This window comes from Pseudomonas sp. MNR3A (assembly GCF_009650575.1).
GTDB lineage: Bacteria > Pseudomonadota > Gammaproteobacteria > Pseudomonadales > Pseudomonadaceae > Aquipseudomonas > Aquipseudomonas machongensis.
In genome coordinates this window covers 221,981-243,115 of the sequence record NZ_VZZS01000002.1, presented here as the reverse complement: position 1 = coordinate 243,115, position 21,135 = coordinate 221,981, and the positions used below count along the sequence as shown (strand labels likewise).

The window sequence follows — 21,135 nt, the reverse complement described above, 5'->3', positions numbered from 1 at the left end:
AGGATCGCGATCACCTGTAGGAGCGGGCTTGCCCGCGAAAGGCCCTCAAGTCAAATCCAGGAATGCCGCGCAGGCAGCGTGCCGTTGAGGTAGTAGGCGCCGACCGCGTGGTACTTCCAGCGCACCGGATCGTGCAGCGTGTGCACCCGGGCGTTGCGCCAGTGGCGGTCGAGGTTGAATTCGGCGAGGGTGGCGCGGCTGCCGGCGAGCTCGAGCAGCTTCTCGCTGGCCTGCAGCGAAATCTCGGTGGTCAGCACCTTGGCCTCGGCAACGGCAATCGAGGCGCGCGCCGCAGCAGCGGCATCGATAGGCGTTGCATTGACTTCATCCAGCACCTGCGCGGCCTTGCGTAGCAGGGCTTCGGCGGCATGCAACTCGAGCTTGAGGCGGCCGATGTCGGCGATCACATAGAGGTCGTCACTGGCACGCTCGACCTTGGCATCGATCCACGGCCGCGACTTGTCACGCACGAAGGCGATGGCGTCGTCGATGGCCGCTTCGGCGATCCCGGCGTCGATGGCAGCCTGAATCAGTTGCGAGACCGCGCCCTGGATATTGGGCTGGTCGGCCTGGCGCCAGTTGTCGATCACCAGGTCCGCGTCCACCGGCACCTGGTCGAGCAGCACCGTGCCGCTGGCGGTGGTGCGCTGGCCGAAGCCGGACCAGTCGTCGACGATGCGCAGCCCAGGGCTGCCACGGCGTACGAAGGCCAGGCGCTGGCGACCTTCGTCGTCCAGGGCCTTGACCGCCACCCAGTGGGCGAACAGGGCGCCGGTGGAGTAGAACTTCTCGCCGCTGATGCGGTAGGTGTCGCCGTCGCGGGTGATGCGGGCCTTGAGGGTCAAGGTGTCTTTGGTGCTGCGTTCGGGGCCGGCATTGCCGATGCGCCAGCCGTCCAGCACCGAGCGGAAGATCAGCGCCTGCTGCGCCTCGCTGGCGGTCAGGCGCAGCAGTTGCAACAGGCCGAACTGATTCTGCGGGATCTGCCCCAACGCCGGGTCGGCGGCGCTGATCAGGCGAAAGACTTCGGCGATGGTCGCGAACGACACATCCGGGCCGCCATGGGCCTTGGGCACGCTGATGCTGCCAAGCCCCGAGCGGGTGAACAGCTCGATCTCGGCCCACGGCAGCTTGCGTTGCTGGTCGCGGCGCGAGGCCTGCTGGCGCGCGACTTCGGCCAGTTCGCGGGCCGCTTGCAGGGCCTCGGCGTCATTGCGCAACACCTTGGCCGGCAGCAGCAGGGGCGAGCTGTCGATATCGCTGTGGAATTGGGTATTGGGTTGGCTGGACATCAGTGCCGCTCCTTGGCTGCACTCAATGCCCTGGCGTTACGCACTGGGGTGATTGTGTTCCTGACCATTCCTGAACCTCACGAAGTAGATGCGTCGCTACAGCTGGTCGCGACGGATGTGTGCGGGTCCGGTGGTCCGGTCTATATACCTTATGTGCTTATAAAAAGTTTATGAACTAACTCTTTGGAATATGAATAGAAGAGAGGCATTTGTCTGAGGTGCCGGACTCTTCGCGGGCAAGGCCCGCACCCACAGAGAACCGCACAGGCTTCATCGCCGGTGCGGCTCCTGTGGAAGCGGGACTTGCCCGCGAAGATCCAGCCGAGCTTTTCAGTCTTGCGAAGCAGTGGTCCCGAGGAACTTGCGCAGGAACTGCCGGGTGCGTTCCTCCTTCGGATTGGCGAACAGCGCCTTGGCCTCGCCCTGCTCGACGATCACGCCCTTGTCGAAGAAGATCACCCGGTTCGCCACATCACGTGCAAAGCTCATCTCGTGGGTGACGATGATCATGGTGCGCTTCTCTTCGGCCAGGCCGCGGATGGTCGCCAGCACTTCGCCGACCAGCTCGGGGTCGAGCGCGGAGGTCGGTTCGTCGAAGAGGATCACTTCAGGCTCCATCGCCAGGGCACGGGCGATGGCCACGCGCTGCTGCTGGCCGCCAGAAAGGCGCCGTGGATAGGCGTCTTCCTTGCCGGCCAGGCCGACCTTGGCGAGCAGCTTGCGGCCCAGTTCCAGGGCCTGGTCGCGCGGGGTCTTCTTGACGATCACCGGCCCTTCGATGACGTTCTCCAGGGCGGTGCGGTGCGGGAACAGGTTGAAGTTCTGGAACACGAACCCGGCCTGCTGGCGCAGACGGCGGATCGCGCTCTGCTGGCCGCCGAGCGGGCGGTCGGCGTCGATGTCGATATCGCCGATGCGGATTTTCCCGGCATCGGGTGTTTCCAGCAGGTTCAGACAGCGCAGGAAGGTGGTCTTGCCCGAGCCGCTGGGGCCGATGATGGCGACGACTTCACCGGCCTCGACTGTCAGGTCGATGCCCTTGAGCACGGTCTGGCCCTTGAACTGCTTGGTCAGGCCTTCTACTACGATCATCTTCAGTGCTCCTGGTCATGCTGGTTGACCCGCGCTTCCATGCGGTTCTGGAAGTGCGCCAGGATACTGCAGAGAATCCAGTAGATGACGGCCACGGCCAGGTACATGGTGAAGACTTCGAAGGTCCGTGCGGTGATCAACTGCGCCTGGCGGAACAGCTCTGGCACCTGGATGGTCGCCGCCAGGGCGGTATCCTTGACCAGCGAGATGAAGCTGTTGCCCAGCGGCGGCAAGGCGGTGCGCATGGCCTGGGGCAGGATCGCCCGGCGCATGGCCTGGGTACGGGTCATGCCGATGCTGGCTGCGGCTTCCCACTGGCCGCGGTCGATCGAGGAGATCGCCGCGCGCAGGATTTCGCAGATGTACGCCGCCATGTTCAGCGACAGGCCGATCAGCGAGGCGGGGATCGGATCGAGTTCGATGCCGATCTGTGGCATGCCGAAGTAGATCACGAACAGTTGCACCAGCAGCGGCGTGCCGCGGAAGAACGACACGTAGATCCGCGCCAGCCAGTCCAGCGGCAGGATCTTCGACAGGCGCATCAGTGCCAGGGCAAAGCCCAGCACCAGGCCGAAGAACATGCCGCCGACACTGAGCAGTACCGTGTAACCCGCGCCCTTGAGCAGGAAGGGCGTAGAGTCGATAACGAGTTGCAGGCTTTCAGAGATCATTTGGTGACGTCGGCACCGAAGTATTTCTCGGACAGCTTGGCCAGGGTGCCGTCAGCCTTGAGCTTGTCCAGCGCCTTGTTCACTGCTGCGAGCAGCTCAGGTTCGCCCTTGCGCAGGGCAACGCCGCTTTCCAGGCGCGAGAAGGCTTCGCCGGCAAGTTGAGTGTCCTTGGCCTTCTGTGCGTATTCCAGGGCGGCCAGGCGGTCGATCAGGATGGCGTCGATACGGCCGTTGCGCAGGTCAGCGAACTTGCTCGGATCGTCTTCATAGGTACGTACGTCGGCTTTGGGTACGTCCTGCTTGACCCACTGCTCGTAGTTGGTGCCCAGGCCCACCCCGACCTTCTTGCCCGCCAGGTCCTGCGCGGTCTTGATGTTCAGCTGCTCGGCCTTCTTCTTCAGGATCAGCGCCTGGATGCCGGAGATGGTGTAGGGCTCGGAGAAGTCATACTTCTTCTTGCGCTCTTCGGAGATGGTGACCTGGTTGATCACCACGTCCAGGCGCTTGGATTCCAGCGCGGCGAGGATGCCGTCCCACTTGGTTGGCTGGACCTTGGCCTTGACGCCCAGCTCCTTGGCCAGCAGTTCGGAGAGTTCCACTTCGAAACCGGTCAGCTTGCCGTTTTCGTCGACGAAGCTGAAGGGTGGGTAGGTGCCTTCCAGGCCGACGTTGATCACGCCTTTTTCCTGGATGGTCTTGAGCTGCTCACCCGCAAAGGCGTGACTGAACAGGCCGGTGCCCAGCAGGATGGCCAGGCTGGCATTGAGAAGTGGTTTGGTGAATTTGGTCATGGCTGTCCCCGCGCTTTGTTTTAAGTAGTGGGTGGCGACTATAGGGTGGGCTGTATAGCTCAGGAAATAATAAAAAATTATCTATTATTCCTTTCTGTTATTTCGTCCCTGAAGGGCAGTTTTGAGGGTAGCCGTGAACCGGGTCCCCGTCATCGCTGCTTATGCCCGACTTAGTGCAGGATGGAATAAAGCGTTGTTTTTTCCAAGGGAAGAATTTGCCGTAGAGTAATTCCTACAAGTGGCGGCTCTACCTACCGACACCGTCGCAAGCCAGGAGAACACCGTGAGCGAACATCCATCGACCGGCCATTGGCAATTGCCGGGCATCGTCAGCGAACTGCGCCAGGCACGTGACCAGTGGCGCAGTCGCAATGGCCGTTGCAGCAACAAGCAGGGCGGGCGCGAACTGCCCTCGCGCGAGGCGATGCGCGAGATCCTCGAGCAATTATGTGGAGCGTTGTTTCCCATGCGCCTGGGGCCTGTGGACCTGCGTGAGGAGGGCGAGGATTTCTATGTCGGCCACACCCTGGATGCGGCGCTGACCGCACTGCTCGACCAGGCGCGCCTGGAACTGCGCTACGCCGCGCGGCACGGCAACACCGAGGTCGAGCCCAAGGACGTAGATGCCCACGCACTGGGTCTGATCCAAGGCTTTGCCAAAGCCTTGCCAGGGTTGCGTGTACTGCTCGACACCGACGTGCTGGCGGCCTACCACGGCGACCCCGCGGCGCGTAGCGTGGACGAGGTGTTGCTGTGCTATCCCGGCATCCTGGCGATCATCCACCACCGCCTGGCGCACTACCTCTACCAGTCCGGGCTGCCACTGCTGGCGCGAATCAGCTCGGAGCTGGCGCATTCGGCCACCGGCATCGACATCCACCCCGGCGCGCAGATTGGCCAGAGTTTCTTCATCGACCACGGCACAGGCGTGGTGATCGGCGAGACAGCGATCATCGGCGAGCGCGTGCGCATCTATCAAGCGGTGACCCTTGGTGCCAAACGCTTCCCGTCGGACGAGTCGGGCACCTTGCACAAGGGCCTGGCGCGCCACCCGATCGTCGAGGATGACGTGGTCATCTATGCCGGTGCGACCATTCTGGGGCGCATCACCATCGGCAAGGGTTCGACCATTGGCGGCAATGTCTGGCTGACTCGCAGCGTGCCCGCCGAGAGCAACATCACCCAGGCGAACCTGCAACTCGATTGCCAGGACAAACAGTGAGGTAGGCCCGGCGGGCCCTATCGCGGGACAAGTCCGCTCCCACAGAGTGGAGCGGGCTTGTCCCGCGATAGGGCCGGAACTGCTGGCAAAGAGCAAAGGTCAATTGGTCGCCCGCCAGCGACCACAGGTCGCATTGAAATCCGATCCATGTTTAACTTGAACGCTTGTTCAAATTAAAACGCTGGTCCGCTGCCGGTGTTCAACAGGAGGATTCCCTTTGCTGAACCCGTTCAATACGAGCCTTTTCACTGCTGTAGAGGTGCCCGTTTCATGAGTGCACCGACGCCTTCCCTTGCCAATGGCAAGATCCGCATGAACCCCCCGGTGTTCTACTTCGCGGCAAGTTTCATCCTCATCTTCGGCCTGGTGGTCATCGCCAACCCGCAAGCGGCGGGCGACTGGTTGCTGGCTGCACAGAACTGGGCGGCCAACACGGTCGGCTGGTACTACATGCTGGCCATGACCCTGTACCTGGTGTTCGTGGTGGTCACTGCGGTGTCCGGCTACGGCAAGATCAAGCTCGGCGCCGACCATGACGAGCCCGAGTTCAGCTACCTGTCCTGGGCCGGTATGCTGTTCGCTGCCGGCATCAGCATCACGTTGTTCTTCTTCTGCGTCTCCGAGCCCCTGACCCACATGCTCCAGCCGCCCCAGGGCGAGGCGGGCACGGCCGAGGCCGGGCGCCAGGCGATGCAGATCCTGTTCCTGCACTGGGGGCTGCATGGTTGGGGCGTGTTCGCCTTCGTCGGCATGGCCCTGGCGTATTTCGCCTACCGCCACAACCTACCATTGGCATTGCGCTCGGCGCTGTACCCGCTGATCGGCAAGCGCATCAACGGGCCGATTGGCTACGCAGTGGACGGCTTCGGCATCATCGCCACGGTGTTCGGCCTGGGCGCGGACATGGGCTTCGGCGTGCTGCACCTTAACGCCGGCCTCGACTACCTGTTCGGCATCGACCACAGCCAGTGGGTGCAGGTGCTGCTGATCGCCCTGATGATGGGTGCGGCGGTGGCCGTTGCAGTTGCCGGGGTGGAGAAGGGCGTGCGGGTGATGAGCGACATCAACCTGTTCCTGGCCTGCGCGCTGCTGTTGTTCGTGCTCTTCGCCGGGCCCACGCAGCACCTGTTCAACACCCTGATCCAGAACCTTGGTGACTACCTCGGCGCCCTGCCGCGCAAGAGTTTCGACGTCTATGCCTACGGCGAGAACCGCGACTGGCTAGGTGGCTGGACGGTGTTCTACTGGGCCTGGTGGATCGCCTGGTCGCCCTTCGTCGGGCTGTTCATCGCGCGCATCTCGCGTGGCCGCACCATCCGCGAATTCGTCTTCGGCGTGCTGCTGATCCCGCTGGGCTTCACCCTCGCGTGGATGTCGATCTTCGGCAACAGCGCGCTGGATCAGGTGATCAACCACGGCATGACCGCGCTGGGGCAGTCGGCGTTGGACAACCCGTCGATGAGCCTGTACCTGCTGCTGGAGACCTATCCATGGAGCAAGACGGTGATTGCCGTCACCGTGTTCATCAGCTTCGTGTTCTTCGTCACCTCCGCCGACTCCGGCACCGTGGTGCTGTCGACGCTTTCTGCCAAAGGCGGCGACGCTGACGAGGACGGGCCGAACTGGCTGCGGATCTTCTGGGGCGCGATGACTGCGCTGGTCACCAGCGGCTTGCTGTTCGCTGGCAGCATTGATTCGCTGAAGTCGGCGGTGGTGCTGACGTCGCTGCCATTCTCGCTGATCTTGCTGTGCATGATGTGGGGCTTGCACAAGGCGTTCTACCTGGAGAGCCAGCGGCAGATCGCGCAGATGCACTCGCTGGCACCGTTCGCCCAGTCCCGCCGCGGACGCGGTGGCTGGCGCCAGCGCTTGAGTCAGGCCGTGCACTTCCCATCACGCGACGAGGTGTATCGCTTCATGGATGACGTGGTGCGCCCGGCGATTGCCGACGTGACCGAGGTGTTCGAGCAGAAGGGCCTGGCGCTGATCACCCAGGACGACCCGAGCCATGACAACGTCAGCCTGAAGATCGGCCATGGCGAGGAGCAGCCGTTCATCTACCAGGTGCAGATGCGTGGCTACTTCACGCCGTCGTTCGCGCTGGGTGGGCTGGGTACGCAGGAGCTGAAGAACCGCCGCTACTACCGCGCCGAGGTGCACCTGGCCGAAGGCAGCCAGAACTATGACCTGGTCGGCTACAGCAAGGAGCAGATCATCAACGACATCCTCGACCAGTACGAGCGGCACATGCAGTTCCTGCACCTGGTCAGGTAACGCGCGGCGCTTCCATTCGCGGGCAAGTCGGAGCGCCGAACCGCCGCTCCCACAGGTGCAACACAGTTGCTGACGACTGTGGTGCACCTGTGGGAGCGGCGGTTCGGCGCTCCGACTTGCCCGCGAATGGTTTCAGAACGGTGCGTCGCCGAGAATCGTCGCCCGGTGCATCACCCGCCGCTGCGGCCGGTAGTCGTCCACCGCGTAATGCTGGGTCACGCGGTTGTCCCAGAACGCCACGTCATTCTCCTGCCAACGCCAGCGAATGCTGAATTCCGGCCGTGTGGCATGGGCGAACAGCAGCTTGAGCAGCGCCTCGCTCTCGTGGTCGGCAAGCTCGTTGATCCGCGTGGTGAACCCTTCGTTGACGAACAACGCCTTGCGCCCGCTCACCGGATGGGTGCGCACCACCGGGTGCGACAGCGGTGGGTTGTTGCGGCGGGTGGCTTCCCAGCGCTCCAGGTCCTGGGCAGTGGTGCCGAAGCGCTCGAGCGGGAACGACTTGGTGAAGTCGTGGGTGGCCGTGAGGCCGTCGAGCAGGGTGCGCAGGGGCGCCGACAAGGCTTCGAACGCAGCGATGCCGCTGGCCCACAAGGTGTCACCGCCGTAGGCGGGCAGTTGCTTGGCGCTGAGCACCGCGCCCAGTGCCGGGGTCGGCAGGAAGGTAACGTCGGTGTGCCAGACCGCGTTGTCGCGCACGTCGGTGACTGCGGTGTCGAGAATCAGCACCTGCGGGGTTTCCGGCACGTTGGGATAGATCGGATGGATGTGCAGGTCGCCGAAGCGCGCAGCGAAGCGAGCCTGCTGGGCGGGGTCGATCGATTGTTCGCGGAAGAACAGCACCTGGTGCTCGAGCAGCGCCTGCTCGATGGCGTCGCGCTGTGCATCGGTGATGTCGCGGGACAGGTCGACGCCGCTGATCTGCGCGCCGAGGGCCGGGCTGAGGGGGGTGATGGTCAGGCTCATGTCGGTCTCGAATGGGGGCGGTTGGCGGTGTCGTTGCGGGCCTTATCGCGGGGCAAGCCCGCTCCTGCAGGTAGCTCTGTGAACTTGTAGGAGCGGGCTTGCCCCGTGATGAGGCCGGAAAGGTCAGTGACTTTGTCCATGCCAAGGCACGAGGCGGCGCTGCAGGACGCGCAGGCCCATCTCCAGGGCAAAGGCGATCAGCGCGATCAGCAAGATGCCCAGCACCACCACATCGGTGACCAGGAACTGCGCGGCTGACTGGACCATGAAGCCCAGGCCGCTGGTAGCGGCGATCAGTTCGGCGGCGACCAGGGTCGACCAGCCGACCCCGAGGCCGATGCGAATGCCGGTGAGGATGTCGGGCAAGGCGCTGGGCAGGATCACATGGCGAATCAGTTGTACCTTGCTCGCTCCCAGCGACTGCGCGGCGCGCAGCTTGGCCGGGTCGACGGTGCGCACGCCGGTGGCGGTGGCGATGGCGATCGGGGCGAAGATCGCCAGGTAGATCAGCAGCACCTTCGACAACTCGCCGATCCCGCACCAGATCACGATCAGCGGCAGGTAGGCCAGTGGCGGGATCGGCCGGTAGAACTCGATCAGTGGATCGAGGATGCCGCGGGCCACGCGGTTGTAGCCGATGGCGATGCCGACCGGAATCGCGGTCAGGGTTGCCGCCAGCAACGCCACGCCAATACGGCCCAGGCTCGCGCCCAGGTGCTGCCAGAGGCTGGCGTCCATATAGCCTTGGGTCAGCAGCACCCAAGCCTTGGCCAGGATGTCGCCGGGGGCGGGCAGGAACAGTGGCTCGACCCAGCCGACAGCGGTCACCAGCCACCAGATCAGCAGCAGGCTACCCAGGGTCAGGGCGCTGATCCAACGGGTCGGCAGCGGGCGGCGGGCCTTGATCGCCGATGCGGTGCGGGTGTCGGTTTTGCCGGCGACCGGCAGGTCCAGGCTGCTCATGCGGACTCCTCGCGGCGGGCGGCACGTTGGGAAAAGACTCGCGACAGCACATGCTCGCGGGTTTCGATGAAGCGTGGATCGGACTTGATCGCCCGCGCCGGTTCGCCCGCGGCATAGCGCTGGCCGAAGTCCAGTTGCAGGCGCTCGACCACGCGCCCCGGATTCGGTGCCAGCAACACCAGTTCGCTGGCCAGGAACACGGCTTCCTCGATGTCGTGGGTGATCAGGAACACCGGCTTTGCGGTGCGCTGCCAGACCTGCAGCAGCAACTCTTGCATCTGCTCGCGGGTGAAGGCATCGAGGGCGCCGAAGGGTTCGTCCATCAACAGTACGCGTGGGTCGGCAGCCAGGGCGCGGGCCAGGCCCACGCGTTGCTTCTGTCCGCCTGAAAGCTGCCAGATGCGCCGGTCGCCGAACCCGGCCAGATCGACCAGTGCCAGCATCTCACGCGCCTTGGCTTCACGCTGTGCGCGAGGTACGCCGGCCAGCTCCAGGCCGAAAGCGACATTGCCGAGCACGTCCTGCCAGGGCAGCAGGGCGTCATCCTGAAACACCACGCCGCGGTCGGCGCCTGGGCCTTGCACGGGCGCACCGTCAAGGGTGATGCGCCCGCCGCTGGGGGCGACGAAGCCGGCGATGAGATTGAGCAGCGAGGTCTTGCCGCTGCCGGAGGGCCCGAGGGCGACCAGCAGTTGGCGTGGCCCCAGCGTCAGGTTGATGTCATCCAGCACCGGGGTGGTGGCGCCGGGGTACTGTGCGCTGATGCGCTCCAGCTCGAGCAAGGCCATGATGGGCTCCGGTTCGGGGCGCAGGGCGCCCCTGGGTTCGATCGGTTGGGCAGGTGCTTCAGTTGGGCAGGAACTTGGCCGTTACGTACGGCGAGTAATCCGGCAGCACCGCCTCGACCTTGCCCTGCTCCTTGAGGAAGGTCGCGGTGTCGGTCAGTGCCTGGGTGGTAGGCGCGCCCAGTGCCGCGGTCTGGTCGGCGGCCAACGGGTAGACGTTGCCCTCCAGCAGGCCCGGGATATCGCCGGTCTTGGCGCCGGACAGCTTGGCGAGCTTGCTCACGTTGTCTGGATTGGCCAACCAGGCTTTCGGGTCCTTGCGGTAGTCGGCGTAGGCGTCAAGGGTGACCTTGGCGAACGACTTGACGATCTCCGGGTGCTTCTCGGCGAAGTCCTTGCGCACGATCCAGGCATCGAAGGTCGGGGCGCCTTTCTTTGCCAGTTCGCCAGAAGTGATCAGCACCTTGCCGTTTTCCTTGGCCACGCCCAGCGCTGGGTCCCAGACGTAGGTGGCGTCGATGTCGCCGCGTTTCCAGGCGGCGATGATCGCCGGTGGCGCGAGGTTGAGGATCTGCACCTTGGCCGGGTCGATGTTCCAGCTCTTGAGCGCCGCCAGCAGGCTGTAATGCCCGGTGGAGACGAAGGGCACGGCGACTTTCTTGCCGATCAGGTCCTGTGGACTCTTGATGCTGTCGCGGGCGACCAGTGCTTCACCGGCACCGATCTGGGTGGCGATGAGGAAGGTTTCCACCGGCACCTTGCGGGTGGTCGCGGCAGCCAGCGGGCTGGAGCCCAGGTAGCCGATCTGCACGTCGCCGGAGGCGACGGCGGCGATGATGTCGGCACCGTTGTCGAATTTGCGCCAGTCGATGCTGGCGTGGCTGGCTTTTTCGTAGCTGCCATCGGCCTGGGCCACCTTGGCCGGGTCCACGGTGGTCTGGTAGGCCACGGTCAGGTCGGCGGCCTGGGCGAACCAGCTGGCGCTGGCCAGGGTCAGCGCGGCGAACAGGCGCAGGGGGGCGTGGGGGATCATGATCGAACCTCTCGTCAGGCATCGGGTGATGAATGACGCGAAGACTAAATGATCTAAGAATTACAAAATAAATAACTTTTCAGAATTAGCTTAGGAGACAAAACGCTTAGAAATGGGCGCCGTCAGACGAAGGGTTGTGAAATTTTTGTGAAAGGCTACGCTTTCACAACTTTTCACGGAGCGCCCTCTGGCAAAGGGGTGCAGATAACCGGAAGCTATGAGCGAAGGACGTGCATACACCAAATGACGCTTAAGGTTCCGTAGTTATTCCGGAAAAATCTGACGATTTCATAAAACGGTCATTTTGGATTTATAGGATTGTCATTATCCTGTAGCGCAGGTGCATTAGACCAAAGTCGTGAAATCTCTGGTAACGATTGACTTACCAGTCACACTTTGGTGCTAAATCGCTTACCCGTGGCGAGGGGGGCAGCAGATCCCCCCGCCTTGAGAATACAAAAATTAGAATGTAGAGGAGCAAAGCATGTACAAGTCTAGCCTGGCCCTGGCCGTGGCACTGGGGGTTCTCGCCCAACAAGCGGGCGCCGCTGGCTTCATCGAAGACAGCAAGGTATCCATCAGCTCGCGCACCATGTACTTCAACAACGACGACCATGAAGTTCGCACGAACGCTCAGGGTCGTAACGGTGACCAGCGCGAAACCGCCCAAGGTTTCAAGCTCGACTACCTGTCCGGCTTCACCCAAGGCACCGTTGGTTTCGGTGTCGACGTTCAAGCTCTCTGGGGTATCCACCTCGATGGCGGCCGTGGCCGTCACCCGGATAACAACACCTTCTTCCCAAGCGACAGCGACGGCTCTGCCGTGAGCCAGTGGGCTCGCATCGGTGGTAACGCCAAGGCTCGCTTCTCCAAGACCGAAGTCCACTACGGCAGCGCCCTGGCGCCAAACCTGCCGATCCTGGTCTCCAACGACGGTCGTCTGCTGCCGCAAACCTTCGAGGGCGGTACCGTCCAGTCGAAGGAAATCGACAACGTTACCCTCAACGCGGGTCAGCTGACCCACGCCATGGGTCGTGCCTCGAGCAACCGCACCGGCCTGTCCGTTGGCGGCGCTTACCGCGACAGCAACAAGTTCCAGTTCGCCGGCGGCGACTGGAAGGTCACCAAAGACCTGACCCTGCAGTACTACTACTCGAACCTGGAAGACTTCTACAAGCAGCACTTCCTGGGTCTGACCCACGTCTACCAGATCGCCAACGATCAGTCGTTCAAGACCGACCTGCGCTGGTTCAAGAGCAGCAGCGACGGCAAGAACGGCGAAGCCGGCTACACCTTCAACAACAACGGTGGCTACGCCAAGAACGCAGGCGAGGTCGACAACAAGACCTGGTCCGCGATGTTCACCTACACCATCGGCGGCCACGCAATCATGCTGGGTCACCAACAGGTTGGCGACGACGGCGGTTTCGTCTGGCTGAACCAGGGTAACGTGCGCAAGGACGGCAGCACCTCGCCGCTGGAAGGCAACGGTGGCTCGAGCTTCTACCTGTTCACCGACAGCATGATCAACCAGTTCGCCCGTGCTGGCGAGAACACCACTTTCGGTCAGTACTCCTATGACTTCGCACGTCTGGGCGTACCGGGCCTGAAGGCATCCGTGGCCTACCTGCGCGGTGATGACATCAAGAACGCCCGCACCAGCGGCACCTACAGCGAGTGGGAGCGCGACGCGCGTATCGACTACGTACTGCAGGAAGGCACCCTCAAGGGCCTGGGCGTCAGCCTGCGTCACGGTACCTACCGTGGCGGCGGCGAGAGCATCAACGATGCCGATCAGACCCGTCTGATCTTCAACTACACTTACAACTTCATGTAAGTCGTAGCTGCAACGAAAGAGCCTCGCCTGGTGCGAGGCTTTTTTGTGCCTGCGAATTCGTATTCTTTCCGGTTATAAATAAATCAGTATTTATTCTTTTTGTTTTTAATCGGAAGCAGGCACATTGAATCCCACAAGGCCAGACACAGCACAGGAGCCGCTTCCATGAGCCTCAAACTCGGCGACATCGCCCCCGACTTCGAACAGGATTCCAGCGCCGGCAAGATCCGTTTCCATGAGTGGCTGGGCAACAGCTGGGGCGTGCTGTTCTCCCACCCGGCGGACTTCACCCCGGTGTGCACCACCGAACTGGGCCTGACCGCCAAGCTCAAGGATGAGTTCGCCAAGCGCGGCGTCAAGGCTATCGCGCTGTCGGTGGACCCGGTCGACTCACACCACAAGTGGATCGATGACATCAACGAGACCCAGAACACCGTGGTCAACTTCCCGATCATCGCCGATGCCGATCGCAAGGTGTCCGACCTGTACGACCTGATCCACCCCAACGCCAACGACACCCTTACCGTACGCTCGCTGTTCGTGATCGACCCGAACAAGAAGGTACGCCTGACCATCACCTATCCAGCCAGCACCGGGCGCAACTTCAACGAGATCCTGCGGGTGATCGATTCGTTGCAGCTGACCGACAACTACAAGGTCGCCACCCCGGGTAACTGGCAGGACGGCGACGAGGTAGTGATCGTGCCTTCGCTGAAGGATGAGGACGAGATCAAGCAGCGCTTCCCGAAAGGTTATCGGGCAGTCAAACCCTATCTGCGCCTCACCCCGCAACCCAATCGTTGAATCCTCGTTGCATTGTTCTTAGCCATAGCAGGGATTTCGGGCCGTTTCGACGGCCCTTTTTTATGCCTGCTCTTCGTGCGGGCAGGCTTGCCAGTGAAGCGAATGAGAAGGCGCGCTTCAGGGTGAAAAGCTATATCTCCATAACGAATAAACAAATGAAAAAATATGATTTCTAGATATATGTGGCGAGCTGCTAATGTCGGAGTCATTCACAGGGGCCACACCCCGGAACCGAATTGAAGGAAGCGCTGCAATGCTGGTTGTTTCGATAGGTGGTAGCCCCAGTACCCGTTCACGCTCCGGCGTGCTGCTCGAGCGTTCGCGCCAGTGGTTGCAGGATCGTGGTGTGGAGGTGGTGACCTTCCAGGTGCGCGAGTTTCCGGCAGAGGACCTGCTCCACGCACGTTTCGACAGCCCGCAGGTGCAGCACTTCCAGCAACTGGTAGCCCAGGCTGATGGGCTGGTGGTGTCGACCCCGGTGTACAAGGCATCGTTCGCCGGGGCCCTGAAGACGTTGCTCGACCTGCTGCCCGAGCGTGCGCTGGAACACAAGGTGGTCCTGCCGATCGCGACCGGCGGCAGCATCGCCCACATGCTGGCGGTGGATTACGCATTGAAGCCTGTGCTGTCGGCACTCAAGGCGCAGGAGACCCTTCAAGGGATCTTCGCCGACGACAGCCAGGTCGCTTACGCCGAAGGCAATCGCCCGGCACAGTTGGCCGAGGCCCTGGAGGCCCGCCTGCTGGACTCGCTGGAAACCTTCCACAGTGCCCTGGCGCGTCGGCCCAAGCCGGTCGCTCCAGGTGTACTCAACGAACGCCTGATCAGTGCTCGCTGGAGCATCTGAACGACCCGGCAAATGCGTCACCGTTTTTCCACCTTACTCGCCCGACAACGAGGCAAGCAGGTGCAACCCGAACCTCATTCGCACAGGAGAGCGCCATGCGCACAGTCTTCTTGCGTCGTGGTCTGGTCGCCCTGTTTGCGGCGGCTGTGTCCTTCGGCGCCATCACCCAAGCCCAGGCCGAGAGCCTGCGCATCGGTTACCAGAAATACGGCACCCTGGTGCTGCTCAAGGCCAAGGGCTCGCTGGAAAAGCGCCTGAAGGAACAGGGCATCGACGTGCAGTGGACCGAGTTCCCCGGTGGCCCGCAGCTGCTCGAAGGGCTGAACGTCGGCTCGATCGATTTCGGTGTCACCGGCGAAACGCCACCCGTCTTCGCCCAGGCCGCCGGTGCCGACCTGCTCTACGTGGCCTATGAGCCGCCTGCGCCGCACAGCGAGGCGATCCTCGTGCCCAAGGGCTCGACGATCCAGTCGGTGAAGGAGCTCAAAGGCAAGAAAGTCGCGCTGAACAAAGGCTCCAACGTGCACTACCTGCTGGTCCGCGCCCTTGAGGACGCCGGCCTGAAATACAGCGACATCCAGCCCGTGTACCTGCCGCCTGCCGATGCCCGCGCCGCCTTCGAGCGTGGCAGCGTCGATGCCTGGGTGATCTGGGACCCGTACCAGGCTGCCGCCGAACAGCAGTTGCAGGCCCGTACCCTGCGTGATGGCAAGGACCTGGTCGACAACCACCAGTTCTACCTGGCCACCCGCAGCTACGCGACCCAGCACCCGGCAGTGATCAGCACCCTGATCGACGAGGTGCGCGCCGTGGGCGAATGGTCCCAGGCCAACCCGCAGCAAGTGACCGACCAGGTCGCGCCGCTGCTCGGCCTGCCGGCCGACATCACCCTGACCTCGGTCAAGCGCCAGGGCTACGGCGCTGCGCCGCTGACGCCCGAAGTGATCGCCGCGCAACAGAAGATCGCCGACACCTTCCAGGCTCTGAAGCTGATTCCCAAGCCCTTGAGCATCAAGGACGTGATCTGGACCCCACCGGCCAAGGTCGCCAGCGCACCTTGAACGATTCGCCTGCGCCGCAGCATCGCTGCGGCTTGAGCCACCCTTGAGGAGACAACTCCAATGAGCCTTAACATTTTCTGGTTCCTCCCCACCCACGGTGACGGCAAGTACCTGGGTACCACCGAAGGCGCACGCGCCGTCGATCACGGCTACCTGACCCAGGTCGCCCAGGCGGCCGACCGCCTGGGTTTCGGTGGTGTGCTGATCCCTACCGGTCGCTCCTGCGAGGACTCCTGGCTGGTCGCGGCGTCACTGATTCCGGTGACCCAGAACCTGAAGTTCCTGGTTGCGCTGCGCCCGGGCATCATTTCGCCGACCGTGGCCGCTCGCCAGGCAGCGACCCTGGATCGCCTGTCCAACGGCCGTGCGCTGTTCAATCTGGTGACCGGCGGCGATCCGGACGAGCTGGCCGGTGATGGTCTGCACCTGAACCACCAGGAGCGCTACGAAGCCTCGGTCGAGTTCACCCGCATCTGGCGCAAGGTGCTGGAAGGCGAAGTGGTCGACTATGACGGCAAGCACATCCAGGTGAAGGGCGCCAAGCTGCTTTATCCGCCGATCCAGCAGCCGCGTCCGCCGCTGTATTTCGGCGGTTCGTCCGAGGCCGCACAGGATCTGGCCGCCGAGCAGGTCGAGCTGTACCTGACCTGGGGTGAACCACCGGCTGCCGTTGCGGAGAAGATCGCCGCAGTGCGCGAGAAAGCCGCTGCGCAAGGCCGCGAGGTGCGCTTCGGTATCCGCTTGCACGTGATCGTGCGGGAAACCAACGAAGAAGCCTGGGCTGCCGCCGATCGCCTGATTTCGCACCTGGACGACGACACCATCGCACGCGCCCAGGCTTCGCTGGCGCGCTTCGATTCGGTTGGCCAGCAACGTATGGCCGCCCTGCACAACGGCAACCGCGACAAGCTCGAAGTCAGCCCCAACCTGTGGGCGGGCGTCGGCCTGGTGCGAGGCGGCGCCGGTACCGCGCTGGTGGGCGATGGCCCGACGGTCGCGGCGCGGGTCAAGGAATACGCCGACCTGGGCATCGATACCTTCATCTTCTCCGGTTACCCACATCTGGAAGAGTCCTATCGCGTCGCCGAGCTGCTGTTCCCGCACCTGGACGTGCAGCGCCCGGAGCAGGCCAAGACCGGGGGCTATGTGAGCCCGTTCGGTGAAATGGTCGCCAACGACATCCTGCCCAAGTCCGTGTCGCAGAGCTGAGGGTCAGGCCATGAGTCGTGCAACTTCTTCCACCCTGACACAGCGCCTGGCGCCATGGGCCTTGCCCGTGTTGCTGCTGGCGGTGTGGCAGCTGGCGGTCAGCGCTGGATGGTTGTCCACGCGCATCCTGCCGGCACCGAGCGCGGTGGTCAGCGCCGGTGTCGAGCTGGTGCGCAGCGGCGAGATCTGGACGCACCTGGCGATCAGCGGCTGGCGCGCCGGTGTGGGCTTTCTGATTGGCGGCAGCATCGGCCTGTTGCTGGGGTTCATCACCGGCCTTTCGAACTGGGGCGAACGCCTGCTCGACAGCTCGGTGCAGATGATCCGCAACGTGCCGCACCTGGCGCTGATTCCGCTGGTGATCCTGTGGTTCGGCATCGACGAGTCGGCGAAGATCTTCCTGGTCGCGCTGGGTACGCTGTTCCCGATCTACCTGAACACCTACCACGGCATCCGTAATGTCGACCCGGCGCTGGTGGAAATGGCGCGCAGCTATGGCCTGTCCGGTTTCTCGCTGTTCCGCCAGGTGATCCTGCCCGGTGCGCTGCCGTCGATCCTGGTCGGTGTGCGCTTCGCCCTGGGCTTCATGTGGCTGACCCTGATCGTTGCCGAGACCATCTCGGCCAATGCCGGCATCGGTTACCTGGCGATGAACGCCCGTGAATTCCTGCAAACCGACGTGGTGGTCCTGGCCATCGTCATGTACGCCGTGCTCGGCAAGCTCGCCGACCTCGCCGCCCGTGGCCTGGAGCGTGTCTGGCTGCGCTGGCACCCCGCCTACCAGGTGGCGAAGAAGGAGGGCGCATGACCGTGCTCAAGGAACAACCGCCGCGCCTGCTGCGTGGCATCCCGCTGGCCGCCAACGGCCTGCGCAAGACGTTCGGCAAGCGTGAAGTGCTGCGCGGTATCGACCTGCACATCCCGGCCGGTCAGTTCGTTGCTATCGTCGGACGCTCCGGTTGCGGCAAGAGCACCTTGCTGCGCTTGCTGGCCGGTCTGGACCAACCCAGTGCCGGTGATCTGCTGGCCGGTGCTGCGCCGCTGGTCGATGCGCGCGAGGAAACCCGCCTGATGTTCCAGGACGCCCGCCTGCTGCCCTGGAAGAAGGTGATCGACAACGTCGGCCTGGGCTTGTCCGGTGACTGGCGGCCGCGCGCGGTGCAAGCGCTGGAGGAGGTCGGCCTGGCCGATCGAGCCAACGAATGGCCTGCTGCGCTGTCCGGTGGACAAAAGCAGCGCGTGGCCCTGGCCCGAGCGCTGATCCACCAGCCGCGCCTGCTGCTGCTCGACGAGCCGCTGGGTGCGCTGGATGCCCTGACCCGGATCGAAATGCAGCAACTGATCGAGCGCCTGTGGCGCGAACACGGTTTCACCGTTCTGCTGGTCACCCACGACGTCAACGAAGCCGTCGCCGTGGCCGACCGGGTGATCCTGATCGAGGACGGCGAGGTCGGCCTGGACCTTACCGTCGACCTGGCAAGGCCGCGGGCGCGTGGTTCGCACCGCCTGGCTGCGCTGGAAAGCGAAGTGCTCAACCGTGTCCTGTCCGTCCCTGGCACCCCGCCCGAGCCGGAGCCTGTAGCCCCTTTGCCCACGCAACTGCGTTGGGCCCACTGAATCTGCGAAGCCAACCAAAGGAATCAAGCCATGACCATCAAAGCGATCAACGTCCGCAACCAGTTCAAAGGCACCGTCAAAGAAATCCTCGAAGGCCCGGTATTGTCGGAAATCGACGTGCAGACCGCCTCCGGCATCGTCACTTCGGTGATCACCACCCGTTCCGTGCGCGAGCTGGAACTGCAGGTTGGCAGTGAAGTGATTGCCTTCGTGAAATCGACCGAGGTGTCTATCGCCAAGCTGTGATGGCGTTCGACTCCCAGGCCCTTGTGGAGGCCTTCGCGGGCAAGCCCGCTCCCACGGTTCCCCGTAGGAGCGGGCTTGCCCGCGAAGGTTTCAGCTTGGGCGTCTGGCCAGGAAAGGCGGCAGGTAAAGCCCCAGATACGCTTCGAAGACCCGCATCCCTTCCTCCGCCATGCGCGGCGTGATCTGTTCGTGCAACTGCATCGACCGGGCATAGACCCGGTCGCTCAGCTCCATCGCCAGGGCAAACACATCCACGTCGGTGGGCATGCTGGGTAACTGGAAATGCCGGTCGAACAAGCTGTGCATCAGCTTGCCGAGCTCCAGGTCGTGCTGGCGGTCGGCTTGCGCCACTTCACTCAGCCCATGCTGGGCAAGGATCAACTGCCGGGCGGCGGTGTCCTGGCGGTAGATCTCCAGCGTGCGCTGCTCGACCAGGCGTGACAAGCCCTGCCAGGTGCTGAAGGCGTGGGCGTCGATCGGCGCGCTCAGCGCCTCGCGAAAAGCGCGGTGCACATCTGCGGTCAGAGCTTCGAGCAACGCCGGAACGCTGGCGAAGAAGTGATAGACCGAGGACGGAGGGATCTGCGCCCGTTCGGCCACGCTGTAGATCGACAGCCCCGCCACACCTTCGCCTGCCAGCAGCTCGCGAGCGGCCGCCAGGATCGCTTCGATCCTGGCCTGGCTACTGGCGCGGGGCTTGCGCGGCGAGGGCGTGCGGCTCATCAGTTGCTGATCGCCAGGATGCTGGCCTGGTAGGCACCGACGAACAGGTCGAAGTCGCCGACTTCCTGCTGCTCCAGACGCGACTGTTCGGCCAGAGAGTCGCGGGCGAGGGTTTCGAAGGCTTGCTGGCGCTCGCCAGGCAGCGCTTGCTCGCGGAAGGTTTCGGCGTGCAGCTTGCTCTGGCGCAGCGAGAATGCGACGAAGCTTTCGTCGTGCTCGGTCATGCGCGCCAGGACCTGTGCAGAAGGTGTCAGCTCAGGGTCGTCGACCTTGGCTTGCTGCGCCTCCAGGGCCTTGGCGTGGTCGTCGCCACCTTGGGCCTGGTCAAGCAGTCCGGCCAGCTGGCCGATGCGGGCGATCAGCTCGCTGGCCCATTCGCGCAGTGTGACCGGCTGGCCATCGCGCTGCAGCTCCAGGCCTGGGCGGCGCCCCTCCTTGACCACGGTGAGGAAGTTGCTGGTGCACTGGCCGCATTCGCCGTTGTCCAGCGACGGGCTCTCATCAAGCGCGCAGAACAGCAGGAAGGCGTCGAGGAAGCGCGCCTCGGTGAGGTCGATGCCCACCGGCAGGAACGGGTTGATGTCCAGGCAACGCACCTCGACATACTGCACGCCGCGCGAGATCAAGGCCTGGATCGGACGTTCGCCGGTGTAGGTCACGCGCTTGGGGCGAATGTTCGAGTAGTACTCGTTCTCGATCTGCAGGATGTTGGTGTTCAACTGCACCCATTCGCCGTCCTTGTGCGTACCCACTTCGACATAGGGTGGGTAAGGCGTGCCAACGGCCTTGCGCAGGCTGTCGGTGTAGCTGGACAGATTGTTGTAGCACGGCGTCAGGCCTGCCTGGGCGTTGCTCTGGTATCCCAGGTCGCTCATGCGCAGGCTGGTGGCGTAGGGCAGGTAGAGGGTGTCGGCGTCCAGCTCTTCGAGCTGGTGCGGGCGGCCGCGCAGGAAGCCTTTGTCCAGCGCTGGCGAGGCGCCGAACAGGTACATCAGCAGCCAGCTGTAGCGGCGGAAGTTGCGGATCAGCGCGATGTAGGCCGACGACTGATAGTCACGATCGTCCTGTTCGCTGCCTTCGGCTTCACGCAGCAGGGGCCAGAGGGCCTCGGGCAACGAGAAGTTGTAGTGGATGCCGGCGATGCACTGCATGGTGCGGCCGTAGCGCAGGGCCAGGCCCTTGCGGTACACGTGCTTGAGCTTGCCGATGTTGGAGCTGCCGTATTCGGCGATCGGAATGTCTTCCTCGGCGGGCAGCGCGCACGGCATCGACGGGCTCCACAGGTATTCGTCGCCGAGCTTGGTGTAGACGAAGCGGTGGATCTCCTCGAGGTTCTCGAGCACCTTGGCCGGATCAGGCAGGGCCGGGGTGATGAACTCCAGCAGCGATTCGGAGTAATCGGTGGTGATCTGCTCGTTGGTCAGTGCCGAACCCAGGGCTTCGGGGTGTGGGGTCTGGGCCAGCCGACCTTCGTCGGTCACTCGCAGGCATTCGCGCTCAATGCCGTGCAGGCACTGCTTGAGCAGGGAGAGATTGGCGCCGAGCAAGCTCAGGCGGCGATTGAGGAGGTCGCTCAAGATGGATTCCTTCACGCGTCAGTCGCCCCAATATGGGGGTAGAAATGACGGTCTACAAGGGTAGGGACAAAGGAACTGGCGTTGTCGCCTGGTTTACGCGGTTCCGGTGCTGGTAGCGCAGATAC

20 protein-coding genes are annotated in these 21,135 nt (G+C 63.5%); 10 read left to right on the top strand and 10 right to left on the bottom strand.

Translation table 11 applies throughout. The features are described from left to right. Positions 1-50 precede the first annotated feature (50 nt). From F6X62_RS01360 to tcyJ, 4 genes are all read right to left on the bottom strand, one after another. The gene (locus tag F6X62_RS01360) at positions 51-1,292 is read right to left on the bottom strand and encodes an SfnB family sulfur acquisition oxidoreductase (protein WP_153772479.1); all 1,242 of its coding nucleotides are present in this window, start codon (positions 1,290-1,292) and stop codon (positions 51-53) included. 330 nt (positions 1,293-1,622) lie between these two features. Continuing rightward, the gene (gene tcyN / locus F6X62_RS01355) at positions 1,623-2,384 is read right to left on the bottom strand and encodes an L-cystine ABC transporter ATP-binding protein TcyN (protein ID WP_054891653.1); all 762 of its coding nucleotides are present in this window, start codon (positions 2,382-2,384) and stop codon (positions 1,623-1,625) included. A 2-nt stretch (positions 2,385-2,386) separates the two neighbouring features. Beyond that, the gene (gene tcyL / locus F6X62_RS01350; protein ID WP_054891654.1) at positions 2,387-3,055 is read right to left on the bottom strand and encodes a cystine ABC transporter permease; all 669 of its coding nucleotides are present in this window, start codon (positions 3,053-3,055) and stop codon (positions 2,387-2,389) included. Then, positions 3,052-3,846 carry a cystine ABC transporter substrate-binding protein gene (gene tcyJ, locus F6X62_RS01345; RefSeq protein WP_054891655.1) on the bottom strand — a complete coding sequence of 265 codons (795 nt, stop codon included), beginning with the start codon at positions 3,844-3,846 and terminating at the stop codon, positions 3,052-3,054. Before tcyJ ends, tcyL begins: the two co-directional genes overlap by 4 nt. A gap of 283 nt (positions 3,847-4,129) precedes the next feature. On the opposite strand from tcyJ, the gene epsC reads away from it, so the two are divergent. Both epsC and betT read left to right on the top strand, forming a co-directional pair. Beyond that, entirely contained in the window at positions 4,130-5,068 is a 939-nt protein-coding gene (gene epsC / locus F6X62_RS01340) for a serine O-acetyltransferase EpsC (RefSeq protein ID WP_153772478.1), read from the top strand. Positions 5,069-5,380: 312 nt separating this feature from the next. Continuing rightward, the gene (gene betT / locus F6X62_RS01335) at positions 5,381-7,342 is read left to right on the top strand and encodes a choline transporter BetT (RefSeq protein WP_176717885.1); all 1,962 of its coding nucleotides are present in this window, start codon (positions 5,381-5,383) and stop codon (positions 7,340-7,342) included. Positions 7,343-7,474: 132 nt separating this feature from the next. Here betT and tauD read toward each other — a convergent pair whose 3' ends face one another. From tauD to tauA, 4 genes are all read right to left on the bottom strand, one after another. Continuing rightward, a complete protein-coding gene (gene tauD, locus F6X62_RS01330) occupies positions 7,475-8,308 on the bottom strand; it encodes a taurine dioxygenase (RefSeq protein WP_153772477.1) in 834 nt (277 codons plus the stop codon). A 123-nt stretch (positions 8,309-8,431) separates the two neighbouring features. Beyond that, positions 8,432-9,271 carry a taurine ABC transporter permease TauC gene (gene tauC, locus F6X62_RS01325; RefSeq protein ID WP_153772476.1) on the bottom strand — a complete coding sequence of 280 codons (840 nt, stop codon included), beginning with the start codon at positions 9,269-9,271 and terminating at the stop codon, positions 8,432-8,434. Then, positions 9,268-10,059 (bottom strand): taurine ABC transporter ATP-binding subunit, encoded by a 792-nt coding sequence (tauB, locus tag F6X62_RS01320; protein ID WP_054891660.1) that lies wholly within the window; start codon positions 10,057-10,059, stop codon positions 9,268-9,270. Before tauB ends, tauC begins: the two co-directional genes overlap by 4 nt. Positions 10,060-10,117: 58 nt before the next feature. Next, positions 10,118-11,089, bottom strand: coding sequence for a taurine ABC transporter substrate-binding protein (tauA, locus tag F6X62_RS01315; protein ID WP_153772475.1), 972 nt, complete (start codon positions 11,087-11,089; stop codon positions 10,118-10,120). A 484-nt stretch (positions 11,090-11,573) separates the two neighbouring features. On the opposite strand from tauA, the gene F6X62_RS01310 reads away from it, so the two are divergent. From F6X62_RS01310 to F6X62_RS01275, 8 genes are all read left to right on the top strand, one after another. Beyond that, positions 11,574-12,926 (top strand): OprD family porin, encoded by a 1,353-nt coding sequence (locus tag F6X62_RS01310; RefSeq protein ID WP_054891662.1) that lies wholly within the window; start codon positions 11,574-11,576, stop codon positions 12,924-12,926. A 165-nt stretch (positions 12,927-13,091) separates the two neighbouring features. After that, the gene (locus F6X62_RS01305; protein ID WP_054891663.1) at positions 13,092-13,730 is read left to right on the top strand and encodes a peroxiredoxin; all 639 of its coding nucleotides are present in this window, start codon (positions 13,092-13,094) and stop codon (positions 13,728-13,730) included. Between the two features lie 253 nt (positions 13,731-13,983). Next, the gene (gene ssuE / locus F6X62_RS01300) at positions 13,984-14,577 is read left to right on the top strand and encodes an NADPH-dependent FMN reductase (RefSeq protein ID WP_054891664.1); all 594 of its coding nucleotides are present in this window, start codon (positions 13,984-13,986) and stop codon (positions 14,575-14,577) included. A gap of 95 nt (positions 14,578-14,672) precedes the next feature. Then, positions 14,673-15,638: a sulfonate ABC transporter substrate-binding protein gene (locus tag F6X62_RS01295; RefSeq protein ID WP_153772474.1), complete on the top strand. Its 966-nt coding sequence runs from the start codon at positions 14,673-14,675 to the stop codon at positions 15,636-15,638. 60 nt (positions 15,639-15,698) lie between these two features. Then, positions 15,699-16,847, top strand: a complete 1,149-nt coding sequence (gene ssuD / locus F6X62_RS01290; protein ID WP_112897126.1) for an FMNH2-dependent alkanesulfonate monooxygenase — start codon at positions 15,699-15,701, stop codon at positions 16,845-16,847. Positions 16,848-16,857: 10 nt separating this feature from the next. Continuing rightward, a complete protein-coding gene (ssuC, locus tag F6X62_RS01285) occupies positions 16,858-17,655 on the top strand; it encodes an aliphatic sulfonate ABC transporter permease SsuC (RefSeq protein WP_054891667.1) in 798 nt (265 codons plus the stop codon). Beyond that, positions 17,652-18,464 (top strand): aliphatic sulfonates ABC transporter ATP-binding protein, encoded by an 813-nt coding sequence (gene ssuB / locus F6X62_RS01280; RefSeq protein ID WP_153772473.1) that lies wholly within the window; start codon positions 17,652-17,654, stop codon positions 18,462-18,464. Before ssuC ends, ssuB begins: the two co-directional genes overlap by 4 nt. Before the next feature lie 30 nt (positions 18,465-18,494). After that, positions 18,495-18,710 (top strand): molybdopterin-binding protein, encoded by a 216-nt coding sequence (locus F6X62_RS01275; RefSeq protein WP_003255829.1) that lies wholly within the window; start codon positions 18,495-18,497, stop codon positions 18,708-18,710. Positions 18,711-18,800: 90 nt separating this feature from the next. On the opposite strand, the gene F6X62_RS01270 is transcribed toward F6X62_RS01275, so the two are convergent. Then, complete coding sequence (locus tag F6X62_RS01270) at positions 18,801-19,433, bottom strand: TetR/AcrR family transcriptional regulator (protein ID WP_151925505.1); 633 nt, start codon at positions 19,431-19,433, stop codon at positions 18,801-18,803. Next, positions 19,433-21,010 (bottom strand): glutamate--cysteine ligase, encoded by a 1,578-nt coding sequence (gshA, locus tag F6X62_RS01265; RefSeq protein WP_162714340.1) that lies wholly within the window; start codon positions 21,008-21,010, stop codon positions 19,433-19,435. Before gshA ends, F6X62_RS01270 begins: the two co-directional genes overlap by 1 nt. Between the last annotated feature and the right edge of the window lie 125 nt (positions 21,011-21,135).